A 16,140-nucleotide genomic window follows, 5' to 3' on the forward strand; every position below is an offset into this window, starting at 1 on the left:
AAATGACACTAGAATCTCTCTTTTCAATAGTTAGATTTTTCGCTATGCTAAATATGCAACAGAGAGAAAAGATAGAGGAGAGAAAAATGAAGCAACTCAAAGTTTTTCTGTTTTTATCCATGGCAATTGTCATGGCTACACTAGTAGGTTTTACTGTGCCGGTTCAATCAAATGCAGCAGCCGCTTCCTATAAGATAGAGGTCAATAAAACAACCAATAAGCTTTATCTTTACCAGAATGGAAAAGTAATCAAAGTATTTCCTGTTGCTACTGGTGCTAATACAGCTAGAATTCCAGCTGGATCAAAAGTGATTCCAGCATCAGCAACTCCAGAGGGAACGTTTGCAATTGTATTAAAAACGGTTAATCCGCAATGGAAAAATGTTCCTGGAACAGTTAATGGAAAACCAAATCCAAATAACCCACTTGGAGTAAGATGGAATGGATTAAATGTTTTTGGTGATGGCGGAAGATATTATGGGATTCACGGGACCAATAATCCAAGTTCGATCGGTAAACATGTTTCTCATGGTTGTATACGCATGTTAAACAAAGATGTGGTTGAGTTGTTCAACATTGTGCCGCTGAATACTGCTGTATGGATTCATACGGGTGCAAGTGATGGAAAATGGAAAGGCGATCCCAAAGTAGGAGCAAAGTCTTTTTCCAATTTCAGTGCTTCCTATCCAGGTAAAAAGTATTTTACCAAAGGGGCAAATAACAAATATGTTTATCAACTAGGTGTCATGTTACAAAAAACTGGATATGGTAAACATTATCGTGTTGGGCCTTCTAACACATTTACCGAAGCTGATCGATTAAATGTACAAGAATTCCAATTAGCACAAGGATGGAAAGGTACCAAACCAGGGCAAGATGCGGATGGTTATCCAGGACCTGAAACTTGGAATCTTTTAGTGAAAAAGAGTGGCATCTTAAACGTGAATACTTCTAACAATTAGACTGATATGAAACAACTGCCAAACGAAGGTAGTTGTTTTTTCATTAGCATTTAGAATTAATGAATGCGAGTATAAGTATCTTTGAGCAATAAGCAACAGTTAGTAATTATGCAAAATGTAATTTTAAAATGGATCGAGCGTTTTCCGATTATCGTTATCATCGGTTCGGCTGTTTTGTCTTTACAGCTGCAAAGATGATTGTTAAAGAAAAATTATCCATGATTTCTTTGCAGTAAATCCTGTTCTACAATGGATTTTTATAGTTCTGATAGTAGTGGGAGTTGTAGTCATAGGAACATACCGTCAAAAAAAATATAAGAAAATGACGAAAATAAAAGTTTTAATTTGGATCATGGATAACACAGCAAACAAAATAAGTTTTGGATATCATTTTGATTAACAAATACAATAATCTAAAGAAAAGCCCATCATTGAGCAGATGGGCTTTTTCTTTAGATAGATTGGGTTATGCTCTCAAGTTGTTCATCTTTTTGACGAATATAATGTGTCAGCTCTGCACTCATTTGCCAAAAAGAAAACGGGGTGATCAAATAAATTCCATTAAATTTTCCCATTGCATGATCCAATAAATCTTTTGTAATAGTGATACCCAATTGTTTTGCTTTTGTTGGTTCGTTTGTTTGCGACATCAGCGTTAAAACATGTTCCGAGATTTTTATACCTGGTATTTCGTTATGCAAAAAAAGCGCATTGCGGTAACTAGTGATCGGCATGATTCCAATAAAAATGGGAATCAAAAGGTGTTTGGTAGCTTCATACAGCCGTTCGATACTTTCTGAATCATACAAAGGCTGTGTCATCACAAAATCGGCACCAGCTTCCACTTTTTTCTCCAAACGTTCTACTGCTTTTTCTATTTTCCTAACATGTGGATTAAATGCAGTGCCAACAAGGAAGCGGGCTGTTTGATTTAATTGTTTTCCAGAAAAAGAGATTCCTTGATTTAGTTGTTTGACCATACGTATTAGTTCAAAAGACGTGACATCATAGATGGAACTTGCGCCCGGTAGGTCACCAATACGAGAGGGATCCCCGGTGATAACTAGTATTTGATCAATGCCAAGTGCATGTAATCCCATGAGATGGGATTGTTGGCCAATCAAGTTTCGATCTCTGCATGCAATGTGTAGCAACGGATCAAGTCCCATCTCTGATTTCATGATAGCTCCTAGTGCTAGATTACTCATGCGAGTGGTAGCCAGCGCATTATCTGCCATTGTAATGGAATCGACTCCAGCTTCATGCAGCATGCGAACACCATGAAAGAATTCTCTTGTATCTAGATCTTTTGGAGTATCAAACTCACAAATAATCGTACGTTGTTTTTTTACTTTGGAAACAATGGAGTCTTTTTTTTGTTCTCTTATCGAGATTTTTTTGATTCGATGTGTAGATAATTCATCTATAGCAGGATTTTTCCTTTGCTTTGGCTTATATTTATCTACTATCTCTCTTATTTGTGTAATATGAGCCGGCTGGGTTCCACAACATCCACCAACGATAGAAACCCCTTGTTCCAATAACAATTCTGCTGTTTCTGCAAAGTAAGATGGATGCGATTTATGTTTCACTTCTCCATCTGAGATTCCGAGACGCCCGGCGTTCGGAAATGCAGACAGAAACAACGATTCTGGTAAAATACATTTTTCTAAACTGCGAAGGGTTTCTACTGGACCAAGGCGGCAATTTAATCCCACTCCATCCACTTTTCCATCTAGTTCAGCAAATGCTTCAGATAGGGAGTATGCATCTCTCGTGCGACCAACTTCTAGCAAAGAAAACTGTGCAAATAGCGGGATATTGGTTATGTTTCGTATTGCTTGAACGGCTATTTTCAATTCGTGTAAATCCAAAAATGTTTCTAAGAGTATTGCATCCACTCCTCCATATAAAAGAGCTGTAGCTTGTTCTTCGAACAGGTCCATGTACTCTTCCGGATTATACTCCATCACACGTCCAGCTAATATTGAACCGATAGATCCGAAAATATATGCATCGCCTTGTGCAGCTTCTTTTGCTATAGCAGCCGCCTCACGATTGATTTTGGCCACTTTGTTTTCTAGTCCATAACGGCATAAACGTTCCCTATTGGCACCATAAGTGTTTGTCTCTATCATTTTCGAACCTGCTTTAATATATGCTCGATGAACACTTTCGATAAGCGAAGGTTCACTGATATTCAATTCTTCTTGACAAGTGCGCACAGGGACACCTTGCTGAAACAAGTAAGTGGCCATTGCACCATCCCCGAGTAGTACTTGTTTTTTTAAATAATCGAGAATCGATTCTTTCAATGCAATCCCTCCTAAATAGCATTAAAGTAACGAGCTTGCGGATGAGCAAATACCATTGCTGATACTGAGGCTTCGGGCTCCATCATAAATCCGTCAGTTAACTCGATTCCGATATCTTCTGGTTGAAGGAGGTGAAATAGTTTTGCTTGATCTTCTAAGTTTGGACAGGCAGGGTAGCCAAAAGAAACACGAATACCTTGGTAGCGTGCACCAAAGCGCTCTTTCATGGTCATTTCCAATGGATCAGGAAATCCCCATGCATCGCGCATTGTTTGGTGTATTCGTTCTGCAAAACCTTCTGCTAATTCTAGTGCTAATGCTTGAATCATATGCGAATACAGGTAGGAACCACTTTGTTTCCAATTTTCCGCGAGTTGACGCACTCCTTTTCCAGCTGTTACAGCGAAAAATCCCACAAAATCCATTTCACCCGATTCTACTGGTCGTAGGAAATCAGATAAACATAAATAAGGTTCTGCTTGTTGCCTAGGGAAATGGAATCTTTCTACTATTTTCATATAGTTGGATGGGTCATATATCAGGATGGTATTTCCATCTGATTGTGCTGGATAAAACTGATACATTCCTTGTGGAATTAAATAATTTTGTGCAATTATTTCTTCCCATAATTGATCCACTTGTTGTTTTAATTCCATTGTTTTGCGATCTCGATCCGCTAATAAATGATCGATATTTCCTTTTATTCCTAGATGCCTACCTAGTAGCATCTGTTCGTTAATGTAAGGGCGTAAATGGGTCAGTGGGTAATTTCGCAAAATATGCCGGGAGAAATCTGGTGCTGGGAATAATTTTGTTTTTCGATCGATAGGTGATCGTACAACAGGAGTACGAATTGGTTCATTGATATACACATCTGAACGTTCTTTTTGCACGTTTTTTGCTTTTCTTTCCTGTTGATGTTCTATGATTAACTGACGTTTGCTTGGTGAACTTAGATTATTGGCTATTTCTAAACCATGCATCGCATCTTTTGCATAGAGTACTGGACCATCATAAGCAGGAGCAATTCGATTTTCTGTGAATTTCCGAGAAAGCGCAGCTCCACCCACTAATAAAGGTGTATGAATTCCGACGGATTGTAAATCTTGAGCTGTAAGTACCATTTGTTGTGCAGATTTAACCAATAAACCAGATAATCCGATAACATCGGGTCGTTCTTCCCGACAGGAAGCAATCAATTGTTCAGGTGTGACTTTGATCCCCAAGTTTACAATTTCATATCCATTGTTGGATAAAATAATTTCTACTAAGTTTTTTCCAATGTCATGAACATCTCCTTTTACCGTTGCAAGGATGATCTTTCCTTTGGATGATGTTTCTGTCTTGTCCATATGTGGTTCTAAATGAGTAACAGAAGCTTTCATTACTTCTGCGCTTTGCAGTACTTCTGCAACAATTAATTGATTGTCATTAAATAATCTCCCTACTTCATCCATGCCATTCATTAAAGGGCCATTGATAATATCAAGAGGAGCATAATTTTGTAAGGCTAGGTCTATATCAGCAATGAGGCCATCTTTTGATCCTTCTACAATGTAATTAGCCAGCCTTTCTTCCAAGGAAAGTTTTTTGGTGATTTGTTTTGTAGTTGTTTTTTTCTCTCGATAAAATGCTGTGAAAGCAGCTAAAACATCATCATAGTTGGAGTGACTAGTTTCGAATAGTAACTTTTTTGCCAATGTTTTTTCTTCATTTGGTATAGATGCATATCGTTCCAATCGCTCTGTATTTACAATCGCATAATCTAGACCAGCTTTCGTGCATTCATAAAGATACACAGCGTTGAGAACTTCACGTCCTGCATTTGGAAGTCCAAACGATACATTGGAAACGCCAAGAATGGTAGTACAAGCAGGAAGATGCTGCTTTATTAACTTGATTCCTTCCACTGTTTCCAAAGCAGAGCCGATATATTGTTCGTCTCCGGTCCCCACAGGAAAAACCAAAGGATCAAATATGATGTCTTGTGGATTGATATGGTACTTTTTTGTTAATAAGTCATAAGATCGTTTCGCTACTTCTAGTTTGCGTTCACGAGATACAGCCATTCCTTTTTCATCAATTGTGCCAACGACAACTGTAGCACCATATTGATGGATGAAGGGAACCACTTCAGCGAATCGTTCTTCGCCGTCTTCTAAGTTAATCGAATTAATAATTGCTTTCCCTTGTGAGTAAGAAAGTGCCATTTCAATAACGTTTGCATCGGTAGAATCTATCATGAGAGGAACTTTCACTTTTTTGGTGACGAATTGTAGGAATTTTTCCATGTCTTCATGCTCATCACGATCTGGATCTGCTAGACAAATATCAATAATTTGCGCTCCGCCTTTTACTTGTTTTCGAGCAACTTCCGAAGCTTCTTCGTATTTTTCTTCTGCAATCCATGACTTAAATAAGCGCGATCCGATGACATTAGTACGTTCGCCGACCAAGAGCGGACGGTTATCTTCTTCGACAAATACTGGTTCAATTCCAGATACTGCAGGAAGGTGAGGAAGGGCTAATTTGCGTGGTTGATATGCAGCAACGGCATTGCTGATCGCTTCGATATGTTCTGGAGTAGTACCACAACAACCTCCCACTAAATTTAACCAGCCGGCTTTTGCGAATTCTTCCAGTTTTTTTGCTAATGAAGATGGGGTTTCCAAATAGTTACCATCTTCATCAGGCAGACCGGCATTGGGATAACAAGAAGTAGCGCATGTTGCTAAATTAGCGAGTGTGCGTATATGATCTTTCATAAATTCTGGTCCAGTAGCGCAGTTTAAACCAATGGCAATAGGTTTAACATGCTCAACAGATAGATAAAACGATTCGATATTTTGCCCAGCGAGCATAGTACCCATTGGCTCAATTGTTCCAGAAATAATTAGTGGAACTCGTTTTCCGCTTTCATAAAAAGCTCGCTCGATGCCAATACAAGCAGCTTTGACATTTAACGTATCCTGTGATGTTTCAAGCAGTAATAGATCGATGTCTTCCATCAACAATGCTTTTACTTGTTCATAATAAGAGAAGGAGAGTTCTTGAAAAGTGATACCACCTGTTACCGTCAATGTTTTGGTTGTTGGACCAAGCGAGCCGGCAACATATCGAGGGTGTTCCTTTGTGTAAAAGCTGTCTCTTGCTGCACAAGCAATTTTTGCTGCTGCTTGATTGATAGCAGTAGTTCGGTGTTGAACGTCATATTCTTTTAAAACAACAGAGGTTGCACCAAATGTATTTGTTTCAATGATGTCAGCGCCAGCAGCTAAATATTCTTCATGTATTTTGAGAATAACATCTGGTCTGGTGATATTCAGTAATTCATTACAACCTTCGTACTCTTCTCCACCAAAGTCATCAGCTGTTAGGTTTGCACGTTGTAACATGGTTCCCATAGCTCCATCAATAATTAATATCTTTTCTTTTAAACGTTCTTCGAGTTGAATATGCTGCATGCTTCCCATCCTTTTTTTGGTCATAAAAAAACCTTTCATCCTATGAGATGAAAGGTGATCGAAATTTTATTTATCGACTCTCATCTCATGGAGTAATTCACTCCATAGGAATTGGCACCATATTAATCTTTTAAGATCAATTGGTTGCCGGGCTTCATCGGGCCAGTCCCTCCACCGCTCTTGATAAGAGATATATGCAATTGAAATGGTATAATCTAATCAATAATTATACTACAAAAATAATGAAAAAAGAAGATGCATGACAATTTATGGTTTCATTTACAGACAATGAGTTAAGGAGATGGAGTTGTAGTTGGAGAAACATGGTAATCAAGAAATTGCTGTTCAATTTGTTCAAGTGGAGAAATACTTCTTATCAAACGACAATACAAAAATTCATGTTCTAAAAAATATCAATGCTGAAGTTGCAAAAGGGAAAATAACGACAATTATTGGAGCTTCAGGCTCAGGTAAAAGCAGTTTATTATCTCTATGTAATTTATTACAAACACCAGATAAAGGAAGTATATTCATAAATGGGAAAGAAGTTCGAGAATGGACTGTGGAAGAGCTGCGGAAAAAAGTAGGTTTAGTTTTTCAAATGGCAACTATATTTCCAGGTACAGTGTTCGAAAATTTGAACATTGGTATGGCGCTTCATGGTAAACGTTTGGAGAAAGCAGAAACTTTACTCAATCAAGTGGGACTGCATGCAAGTATTTTACATCAAAATGCGGAAGGTTTGTCAGGTGGAGAAAAGCAGCGAATTGCTTTAGCACGAGTACTTGCAGTAGAGCCAAATATTTTATTGCTTGATGAAGTTACATCTGCATTGGATGTTTCGTCCACAAAAGAAATAGAATCATGGATAAAAGATATTAAAAAACAGCGGAATTTAACAGTATTGTGGGTCACTCACAGTTTAGAACAAGCCCGAAGAATAGGAGATTATACTTGGATGATGGAAAAGGGTGAAATTATTGAAGCCAACAGAACCCAAGAGTTTTTTGATAATCCCGTAACAGAGCGGTCAAAATTGTTTTTACAAGGAGAAGGAGGTGTACCTGTTTGAGTTTTCTCACTCTTTCCTTTGCACTAACATTTGTAGCTATTGCATTTTTTTTATCTCTTCTTTTTAAGTTGAAACTGGAAAAAGATATTGTAATAGCGACAATTCGCTCTGCTGTTCAGTTATTGTTTATAGGTTATCTATTAAAGGTGATTTTTCATCTGAGTAATCCAGTTTTTATGATTGTTTTGATTTTCATTATGATTGCTGTAGCAACACAAAATGCAAGCAGACATGGAAAATACTTATCTCATTCTCGGATGAGAGTATTGTTTGCTATTTCGCTTACAGAATTGCTCACACAGGGAGTATTGATCGGATTTAAAATCACACAACCAACACCGCAATATATTATTCCTACCAGTGGAATTATTGTGGGAAGTGCTATGATGAACGCTTCTTTGTTTTTAGATCGGTTTCAATCCGAAGTAAAAGCAAACAAACAAGAGATATTAACGATATTGTCGCTTGGCGGCACACCGAAACAGGCTGTATTTCCGTATTTAAAAACTGCTATTCGAGCAAGTCTAATTCCTGTTATTGATAATACCAAAACAATGGGATTGGTACAGCTTCCTGGTATGATGACGGGTTTAATTATTGCTGGAACAGATCCGATGCAAGCTGTTCGTTATCAATTAATTATTGTGTTTGCGCTATTATCGTCAGCTGTATTAACGAGTATTATTTTAGGATTAATCAGCTATAAAGCTTTATTTAACGAATATCATCAACTTCGTATGTAATTGACAGGTTTATTTGACTTCTTGTGATTGGTCATATATCCTTAAGTTAGCTAGAGCAAATTCGAATCAAATGAAAATGATATTTCTCTTATCGAGAGCGGCGGAGGGACTGGCCCGATGAAGCCCGGCAACCAATTGATCTTAAAAGATTAATATGGTGCCAATTCCTGCAGGAAAGATATTTCCTGATAGATGAGAGAAGGCGCTATGGATAAATCCGGCCTCTTCTCTTTAAGGGAAGAGGCTTTTTGCTGTGGATAACAGGACAAATAGACAAAAAATGCCTAGTAATTTTTTCAGGGGAGTGGTTTGGATGAGAGTGGAAACCTTATTACTGCATAATGGCAATGAACTGGATCAACAGACAGGAGCTTCGAGTATTCCTATTTATCAAGCATCTACATTTCATCAGTTTGATGTCGATAATCCAGGTAAGTATGACTATACACGAAGTGGCAATCCCACTCGTCAAGCATTGGAAGATACGATAGCGAAGCTAGAAGGTGGTTGTTGTGGCTTTGCTTTTTCTTCTGGAATGGCTGCCATCTCTACGGTTTTGTTATTACTTTCGAAAGGTGATCATATCATTGTATCTCAAGATGTGTATGGTGGAACGTATCGTGTTTTGACACAAGTTCTCAATCGATTTGGGATAGAGTGTACATTTGTAGATACAACCAATCCGAATGCTATTACAGATGAGATTCAAATCAATACAAAAGCAATATATATTGAAACTCCATCCAATCCCACTTTGAAAGTAACAGATCTGCATCAAGTAGCGGAAATAGCAAAAGAATACCAGTTATTGTCTATCGTAGATAATACATTTTTAACCCCTTATTACCAGCGTCCGCTTTCCTTTGGCTTTGATATTGTTGTGCATAGTGCTACCAAATTTTTGGGAGGGCACAGTGATGTGATTGCAGGACTAGTGGTAGTAAGAGAATCTGAATTGGCTGAACGTGTGAAACTATTGCAAAATGCAATTGGTGCAGTCCTAGGTGTTCAAGATTCATGGCTTATCTTAAGAGGTATAAAAACACTACAAGCAAGGCTGGAGCTATCTACTAAAAATGCTGAGATTTTAGCGAAATGGCTACAAGAGCAAAAGGAAGTTGAAAAAGTTTACTATACAGCTTTACCAGAACACGTTGGTCATCATATTCAGTGTAAACAATCAAGCGGTCATGGTGCTGTATTATCTTTTGATGTTGGAAGTGTTCAAAGGGCAAAGCAACTACTCCAAAAAATTCGCTTACCCTTGGTGGCAGTTAGTTTAGGGTCAGTTGAAAGTATTCTTTCTTATCCAGCTATGATGTCTCATGCTGCCATGCCTCCGAAAGTAAGAGAAAAACATGGGATAACGGATGGATTATTGCGTTTTTCTGTTGGATTAGAAAACGTAGATGATTTAATAACTGATTTATCCCAAGCATTGAATACGAAAATAACTTATGCAGTCGCTCGATAGCAAAAGAAAACCCGAAATTCAGGGTTTTCTTTTGCTATCGATGAGATAAATGTGATATATTCACTAAATACATGAGGTGATAGGGAATGAATTCAGCAGAACAAATAGAGTCACTCTATATTGAATTGATAAAAGCTTGGAATGAAAGAGATGCAAAAAAAATGGCATCATTATTTGAAAAAAATGGAGAGATGGTGGGATTTGATGGAAGTTACATCGGTAAACAGAAAAAAATCTTCGAGCATGTAGATGAGATTTTTCAACACCATTTGACCCCTCCTTTTACTGCGATTATCAAAGATATTCGCTTTCCAAATGATGGGATTGCTTTACTGCATGCGATCGTTGGCATGGCTCCACCAAACGAAGACAAAATAAATCCGGATTTAAACGCGATTCAAACCTTAGTAGCTATTTGTAAAAAAGAAAAATGGAGAATTACCCATTTCCAAAATACTCCCGCTGCTTTTCATGGAAGACCAGAATTAGTGAATCAGATGACCATCGAATTGGAAAACGAGCGCAATAAAAAATGAGTTACTACGATGAGTAACTCATTTTACTTTATTCCCCTACTACTTTTTTCACAATTTCTTTTACTTCATCTCTACTTATTTTTTCTTTGCCTTGAGATAAACCGTCCAATGTACCATGAGCAAGAGCGAGAGGGATCTCACAAAAATGAAGGATAGGGCCAGGTTGTAGACTTTCGGTATAGGCATCAGCTAAAGCTAAATTACGCCTAGCATAGGAAAACATATCTGATACATCCCAGCCATCTGGAAAGAAATTAACTCCCCGATCTTTATCTTCTGATTTATTTCGCAGAATATTAACAGATTGTAAACCTCTTCCAAATGCAATTGCTAAATCACGATCTGTTTTGGTGTTGTCATGCCACTCCCAAATATCAGAAAGCATAACGCCGACTAATCCTGCGACATAGTATGTATAATCATCTAAATCCGCTTCTGTTTGTATTTTCCACTCTTTCTTTGCCCATTTTGCCATCCCTTCTGCCATGAGAGAGGTTGCCTTTGCGATTCGTTCTCTTAAGGAGGGTGGACACAGTTCTAGCCAGTCAGCTAAACGAAGGGTAACTTCTGGCAAATATAATTCATATGGCTTGTATACATGCTGGATGGTTCCTGTATTTACGTCTGCATCTATTAACAACTTACTTGTTTCTAACAATAGTTTTTGCTTTGTCTCTGATTCAAGCTCTGGATGATCTTCAATTTCATCAATTGCTCTCATACACAAATATGCAGCAGCAACAGCTTCTTTTAATCCATCGGTTAAATAGCTGATGGGGATAAAAAATGTACGACTTGTTTTTTCTAATATTACAAATGCCTCTTTATGTAAAGCACTTGTGTTAGATTCATTCATTATGTTGAGGTCACCCTTCATATCAGTATTTTCTTCATTTTTCATTGTAATAATGAAAATGAGAACTTTCCTTTTTCTATTATACTAAAGTCTTCTACAACAAGAAGTATATTATGGAATAATTATCTTTTAATCGGTGGGAATTTTTTCATTTTTATTATGATCTACTGAAAATAATAAATTCATTTTTTCGATTAGGGAAAACTTCATTATTTACCAAATACATGTTATTCTACAGAGTGGATAAGAAATATGTGAAAGGAAGGGTAGTTATGGCTTCTCCTCTTTCTGCTGTTTCAGCGGAAAAACCATCAAATATTGCACTTACTACGTACCGGATATTATTTATTATCAGTATTTGTCATTTGCTAAATGATACGCTCCAAGCAGTTGTCCCAGCAATGTTTCCTATTTTGGAAAAAGAAATGGGATTGAGTTTTACGCAACTAGGTGTGATCGCAGCAGTATTAAATATAGTTTCTTCTTTGTTTCAACCAGTAATCGGGTGGTTTTCAGATAAAAAGCCAATGCCTTATGCCTTACCAATTGGACTAGCATGTTCCTTAGTAGGGATGTTACTTTTAGCATTTATTCCAAAATATAGTTGGATCGTGTTTAGTGTTGCTTTAGTAGGTATAGGATCTGCTGTGTTTCATCCAGAAGGATCAAGAGTAGCACATTTAGCTGCAGGTGCGAAGAAAGGGTTAGCACAATCGATTTATCAAGTTGGCGGTAACTCTGGTCAAGCATTGGCACCTTTGATTACAGCTCTTATTTTAGTCCCTTTTGGTCAATTTGGAGCAATTTGGTTTACAATTGCAGCAGCCATTGCTGTTATTTTATTAGCTTATATTGCGAAATGGTATCAAAATGAATTACAAGTTCGTGTGCTGATAAAGAAAAAGACTATTACAAGATCAACTAGGCTTACGAAAACGGTATGGCTTGCTTTAGTTTTGATTATGTTTATTTTGTTTGCTCGTTCGCTCTATATTGTATGTATGACTAACTACTACAGTTTTTATATTATAAATAACTATCATTTTTCAATCAGTACAGCTCAAGCATACTTGTTTGCTTTTTTAATTAGCGGGGCAGTTGGAACTTTTTTTGGTGGACCACTGGGTGATCGTTTTGGAAAGAAAAATGTTATTTTGTACTCTTTGTTAGGTAGTGCACCATTAACGATATTACTGCCGTTTGTAGGGCCAATTTTTAGTTTTGTTTTGTTGATTTTGATTGGATTTATTATGATGACGAGCTTTTCTGTTTCTGTTGTTTATGCGCAGGAATTAGTACCAAGTAAAATTGGGACAATGTCCGGTTTAACGGTTGGTTTTATTTTTGGGCTTGGTGCAATAGGATCTGTTTTATTTGGGAATTTAGCAGATGTGATTGGTATTACCAAGACTATTACCATTGTAGGCTTTTTACCTGTTTTGGGGATACTGGGTTATTTTTTACCATCGGAAAAAAAACTGCAAGATATTCATAACGATTAAGAGGATACAAGCACGTATCCTTTTTTGATGTTGAGGTCGAAATTTGCAGATTTTGACTAATGAACAGAGATCGGTCTTTTGTAAAAGAGAGTATTATATTAAATGAGAGTTCTCAAGGAGGCATGGGCAAATGGAAATACAATCAATAACAACAAAAAAGGGTACCAAGCTAGCATATGTAGAAGAAGGGCAAGGTAATACGATTTTATTGATTCATGGGTTTGTTGGAGATCATCATTATTGGGATAAGGTAATCGAATCGTTAGCCAAAACACATCATGTAATTGCAGTAGATTTACCAGGGCATGGATCATCTTCCTTAAGCAGTACTACGAAAACAACAGAAGACTATGCAGATGAAATTGCAGATTTGATAGAGTCAGTCGAAGTAGACAAAATATCTTTGATTGGACATTCTTTAGGTGGATACATAACTGTAGCGTTTGCCAAAAAATACCCACAACTTCTGCAGCGATTTGCATTGATTCATTCTACTGCCCTGCCTGATACAGAAGAAGCAAAAGCTGGTCGATTGGCTGGGATGGAAAAAATCAAAACAGATGGTTTAGGTGAATTTGTCGATCATTTAATTCCAAAGCTTTTTGCTCCTGCTCATCTTTCGGATTATGAACAAATTGCCAAACAAATTGGTTATCAAACTTCAACTATAGGAGCGTTGACTGCACTGGAGGCAATGCGGACAAGACCAAATCTTACAAGTGTATTAGAGCAGACAAGGTTGCCTGTCGTAATCGTTGCTGGCAGTGAAGATGGAGTTGTTCCTGCTGCAAGAGCTTTTTCAGTCAAAGGTGATCATATTGAGCAAGTTGTGATTCCTCATGTAGGACATATGAGTATGTATGAGAGTTCTGATCAATTGGCTGACATTTTAAAACGATTTTTAGTTAAATAATAACAATCATGCATTTTCATGATAAACTAAAGTAGAAATTCGACAACATTAGGAGAGAGATGGAAGAGTTTTCGCATGCTGTAGACCGCTTGTATGATTCATATGTAAAGTTGTATCAAGCGAAACAAAAGCGTGTTAAATGGCGAGAAGCTATTGTCGAATCAGAAAAATTGATGCAGGCATTTGAAAAGACGCTTGCTCAAGAAGTTTTTGGTCTCGCTTATGTGCGAGTAGAAGTGACGAACCCAGGTGGAAACAAACCAATCGATAATAGACTAGATTTTATCAAAACAGCAAAAGAGTTTCATGATCAGCAGAGTTTGACTCTTATGGATAAGTTTTTTGATCTGTTTAAGCAGCTGATTGGTGCAGATAGAATCAGTATTCTTCCATCAGGGTATTAAAAAACGGAGCAGTGATATACATATCACTGCTCCGTCCCATTTTATGTAGTTGGTTCAAACAATTCAATTGCTTCATTATTTGGGCCATAAAAAAAGATATATTTCGCGCCATTTGGAAGGACAGTAATTTTTTCATCCCGGAAAGTTACTCCTAGTTTCTGCAATCGATCCCATTCTGCTTCAATATTTTCCACTGTAAATGCTAGGTGATGTACAACACCCTCATTGGGAAGCGCGCTGTTGTACCCATGTATTAATTCGACTTCTGTTTCTGTGGAATCTGGAAAAGTAAAAAATGCAAGTGTAATAGTAGGATCGGTGTGTACCAATGTACCGCGAAGTTGCATTCCTAAAATGTCACGATAAAACGCTATCGATTTCTCCATGTCATGAACAATAATGCCGACATGCTCCAATTTTTTAATCGCCATGCTTTACTCCCCTTTTTTTGAATGAGATTTCAAGACCAATTTTCCATTCTTTTTTCTAGTGTTCCAGTGAAATATTCTAACAAAATACCGTCTGGATCGTAAAACTGTATGGAGTATCCTCCTCCGCGAACAACTGGCTTGCGAACAATTGGAATATTTTGTTGGGAGATTTTATCTGCAAACTCAAGGAAATCGGTCTCTTCGATGGAAAAAGCAACATGATCCATTCCATATTGATCATCAAGTAATGGCTGTTTCTCTCTTTCTAATAAACAAATCCAAGCATCTCCCCATTGCAAATAAGCATCTGTACTGCCTTGATGGATGAGGGTCATACCTAATATTCTGCAATAAAAATCAATACTGGTTTCTAAGCTTTTTATTCGTAATGTCAAATGGTTAAATCCCTGCATCTGATCAGTCCTCTCGATGAATTTAAAGATTATTCCTTTACAATTCTATCAAAGATAATGTGTGAGTCATCAGTTCTTCAATCTAAACAAGTTTGTATTGCAAACATTCATAAACCAAATACAATGCATATACTATAAGAATAAAAAATATAAATAATCCGAATTGATAAAATAATATGATTCAATTACAATTAGAAAGACCATCGGATCTTTCATGAAAGATGAGAATGTTAGAAGCGTATTCTACTTTTGTTAGGCATGTTGCTGTAGATGTTTGGGGTGTGGGATTTCGACTATTAAATGATGTGAATGGTTTAGAAAGGCTCCTGAAGCAAGCTGCGACAGTGAGTGGAGCTACCATTTTGCCTATTCAATCAAAGTCTTTCTCTCCACAAGGTGTCACTGTTCTGGTGATGCTGTCTGAGAGTCATCTTTTCATTCACACCTATCCAGAAGAAGGTTATGCAGCACTTGATTGCTATACCTGCGGAAAAAAGTGGATCCGCGTAAAGCCATCTCCTACGTGCTTCGAGAGTTAGATCCAAAAAACAGTTCTGGTGTTTTTATCCAGAGAGGCGAAGGGAAAATGACAACTAAGCCTTTTATTGCAGTAAAGATGGTATTTGACACTCCACATGGCTGAAGCCATGGGATTCTTGGGACGGTAGCCTTCTGACTACTTCATTACCAAGCTAACTCCGTGAGCCCCACGGTTGAACAGAGTTTTTGTTGCTACGTCATAGCAAAGACTTACTGCTTGGTTTTCGCATTACAGTCTAGCCATTTTTCGGTACGCATAGCATTTTACGTGCAAAACGATTGGTTTGCACAACCCTATATACTATCCACTTTTCAAAGAGCAACTGTCGATAGTTTAACAACAGAATGTATGTTTGTAAAGTGTTTTTTGAAAAATTTGTCAGATTTACGAGAGGTAGAAACCTCCCTCATCTGAAAGTGAGACTTGCCACTTTAGTGGATTGGCGAAACTTGTGCTCCCGTTGTAGTGATGCACGCTAACATCCCACGATTCAAACCGTGGGTTTTCTCACTCG

At 37.6% G+C, this 16,140-nt stretch carries 13 protein-coding genes, 1 pseudogene and 2 riboswitches; of the genes and pseudogenes, 9 read left to right on the forward strand and 5 right to left on the reverse strand.

The genetic code is table 11. The features are described from left to right. The first annotated feature begins 86 nt into the window (after positions 1-86). Entirely contained in the window at positions 87-962 is an 876-nt protein-coding gene (locus AC5WOC_RS01965) for a L,D-transpeptidase family protein (RefSeq protein ID WP_496053710.1), read from the forward strand. Between the two features lie 452 nt (positions 963-1,414). On the opposite strand, the gene AC5WOC_RS01970 is transcribed toward AC5WOC_RS01965, so the two are convergent. Further along, positions 1,415-3,283, reverse strand: coding sequence for a bifunctional homocysteine S-methyltransferase/methylenetetrahydrofolate reductase (locus tag AC5WOC_RS01970; protein WP_496054149.1), 1,869 nt, complete (start codon positions 3,281-3,283; stop codon positions 1,415-1,417). Between the two features lie 5 nt (positions 3,284-3,288). Continuing rightward, a complete protein-coding gene (gene metH, locus AC5WOC_RS01975; RefSeq protein ID WP_496053711.1) occupies positions 3,289-6,741 on the reverse strand; it encodes a methionine synthase in 3,453 nt (1,150 codons plus the stop codon). Positions 6,742-6,818: 77 nt separating this feature from the next. After that, a riboswitch (SAM riboswitch) is annotated at positions 6,819-6,931 on the reverse strand. Positions 6,932-7,054: 123 nt separating this feature from the next. On the opposite strand from metH, the gene AC5WOC_RS01980 reads away from it, so the two are divergent. The 4 genes from AC5WOC_RS01980 (at position 7,055) to AC5WOC_RS01995 (ending at position 10,566) form a co-directional block, all read left to right on the forward strand. Next, positions 7,055-7,813 carry an ATP-binding cassette domain-containing protein gene (locus AC5WOC_RS01980; protein WP_496053712.1) on the forward strand — a complete coding sequence of 253 codons (759 nt, stop codon included), beginning with the start codon at positions 7,055-7,057 and terminating at the stop codon, positions 7,811-7,813. Beyond that, positions 7,810-8,556: an ABC transporter permease gene (locus tag AC5WOC_RS01985; protein WP_496053713.1), complete on the forward strand. Its 747-nt coding sequence runs from the start codon at positions 7,810-7,812 to the stop codon at positions 8,554-8,556. Before AC5WOC_RS01980 ends, AC5WOC_RS01985 begins: the two co-directional genes overlap by 4 nt. A gap of 85 nt (positions 8,557-8,641) precedes the next feature. Next, a riboswitch (SAM riboswitch) is annotated at positions 8,642-8,755 on the forward strand. A gap of 114 nt (positions 8,756-8,869) precedes the next feature. Next, positions 8,870-10,030: an aminotransferase class I/II-fold pyridoxal phosphate-dependent enzyme gene (locus AC5WOC_RS01990; RefSeq protein ID WP_496053714.1), complete on the forward strand. Its 1,161-nt coding sequence runs from the start codon at positions 8,870-8,872 to the stop codon at positions 10,028-10,030. Between the two features lie 86 nt (positions 10,031-10,116). After that, positions 10,117-10,566: an SgcJ/EcaC family oxidoreductase gene (locus AC5WOC_RS01995; RefSeq protein ID WP_496053715.1), complete on the forward strand. Its 450-nt coding sequence runs from the start codon at positions 10,117-10,119 to the stop codon at positions 10,564-10,566. A gap of 28 nt (positions 10,567-10,594) precedes the next feature. Here AC5WOC_RS01995 and AC5WOC_RS02000 read toward each other — a convergent pair whose 3' ends face one another. Continuing rightward, positions 10,595-11,422, reverse strand: coding sequence for a squalene/phytoene synthase family protein (locus AC5WOC_RS02000; protein ID WP_496053716.1), 828 nt, complete (start codon positions 11,420-11,422; stop codon positions 10,595-10,597). A gap of 272 nt (positions 11,423-11,694) precedes the next feature. Between AC5WOC_RS02000 and AC5WOC_RS02005 the strand changes: the two genes are divergently transcribed. The 3 genes from AC5WOC_RS02005 (at position 11,695) to AC5WOC_RS02015 (ending at position 14,241) form a co-directional block, all read left to right on the forward strand. Beyond that, positions 11,695-12,924: an MFS transporter gene (locus tag AC5WOC_RS02005; protein ID WP_496053717.1), complete on the forward strand. Its 1,230-nt coding sequence runs from the start codon at positions 11,695-11,697 to the stop codon at positions 12,922-12,924. A 130-nt stretch (positions 12,925-13,054) separates the two neighbouring features. Next, on the forward strand, positions 13,055-13,837 hold the full coding sequence (locus tag AC5WOC_RS02010) for an alpha/beta fold hydrolase (RefSeq protein WP_496053718.1): 783 nt from the start codon (positions 13,055-13,057) through the stop codon (positions 13,835-13,837). A 59-nt stretch (positions 13,838-13,896) separates the two neighbouring features. Next, complete coding sequence (locus AC5WOC_RS02015) at positions 13,897-14,241, forward strand: hypothetical protein (protein ID WP_496053719.1); 345 nt, start codon at positions 13,897-13,899, stop codon at positions 14,239-14,241. A 41-nt stretch (positions 14,242-14,282) separates the two neighbouring features. Here the strand turns inward: AC5WOC_RS02015 and AC5WOC_RS02020 are convergent, their stop codons facing one another. Together AC5WOC_RS02020 and AC5WOC_RS02025 are read right to left on the reverse strand one after the other, a co-directional pair. Next, positions 14,283-14,672, reverse strand: a complete 390-nt coding sequence (locus AC5WOC_RS02020; RefSeq protein ID WP_496053720.1) for a VOC family protein — start codon at positions 14,670-14,672, stop codon at positions 14,283-14,285. 29 nt (positions 14,673-14,701) lie between these two features. Further along, positions 14,702-15,085, reverse strand: coding sequence for a VOC family protein (locus AC5WOC_RS02025; RefSeq protein ID WP_496053721.1), 384 nt, complete (start codon positions 15,083-15,085; stop codon positions 14,702-14,704). Between the two features lie 227 nt (positions 15,086-15,312). Between AC5WOC_RS02025 and speD the strand changes: the two are divergent. After that, positions 15,313-15,728: pseudogene (gene speD, locus AC5WOC_RS02030) on the forward strand (adenosylmethionine decarboxylase). Positions 15,729-16,140: the final 412 nt, after the last annotated feature.

The organism is Shimazuella sp. NTD247 (assembly GCF_059510415.1).

Bases quoted from the DNA above. Each gene is read 5' to 3' on its own strand.
- AC5WOC_RS01965 (WP_496053710.1), top strand. From the start codon at position 87: ATGAAGCAACTCAAAGTTTTTCTGTTTTTATCCATGGCAATTGTCATG.
- metH (WP_496053711.1), bottom strand. From the start codon at position 6,741: ATGCAGCATATTCAACTCGAAGAACGTTTAAAAGAAAAGATATTAATT.
- AC5WOC_RS01990 (WP_496053714.1), top strand. From the start codon at position 8,870: ATGAGAGTGGAAACCTTATTACTGCATAATGGCAATGAACTGGATCAA.
- AC5WOC_RS01995 (WP_496053715.1), top strand. From the start codon at position 10,117: ATGAATTCAGCAGAACAAATAGAGTCACTCTATATTGAATTGATAAAA.
- AC5WOC_RS02000 (WP_496053716.1), bottom strand. From the start codon at position 11,422: ATGAATGAATCTAACACAAGTGCTTTACATAAAGAGGCATTTGTAATA.
- AC5WOC_RS02005 (WP_496053717.1), top strand. From the start codon at position 11,695: ATGGCTTCTCCTCTTTCTGCTGTTTCAGCGGAAAAACCATCAAATATT.
- AC5WOC_RS02010 (WP_496053718.1), top strand. From the start codon at position 13,055: ATGGAAATACAATCAATAACAACAAAAAAGGGTACCAAGCTAGCATAT.
- AC5WOC_RS02015 (WP_496053719.1), top strand. From the start codon at position 13,897: ATGGAAGAGTTTTCGCATGCTGTAGACCGCTTGTATGATTCATATGTA.
- AC5WOC_RS02020 (WP_496053720.1), bottom strand. From the start codon at position 14,672: ATGGCGATTAAAAAATTGGAGCATGTCGGCATTATTGTTCATGACATG.
- AC5WOC_RS02025 (WP_496053721.1), bottom strand. From the start codon at position 15,085: ATGCAGGGATTTAACCATTTGACATTACGAATAAAAAGCTTAGAAACC.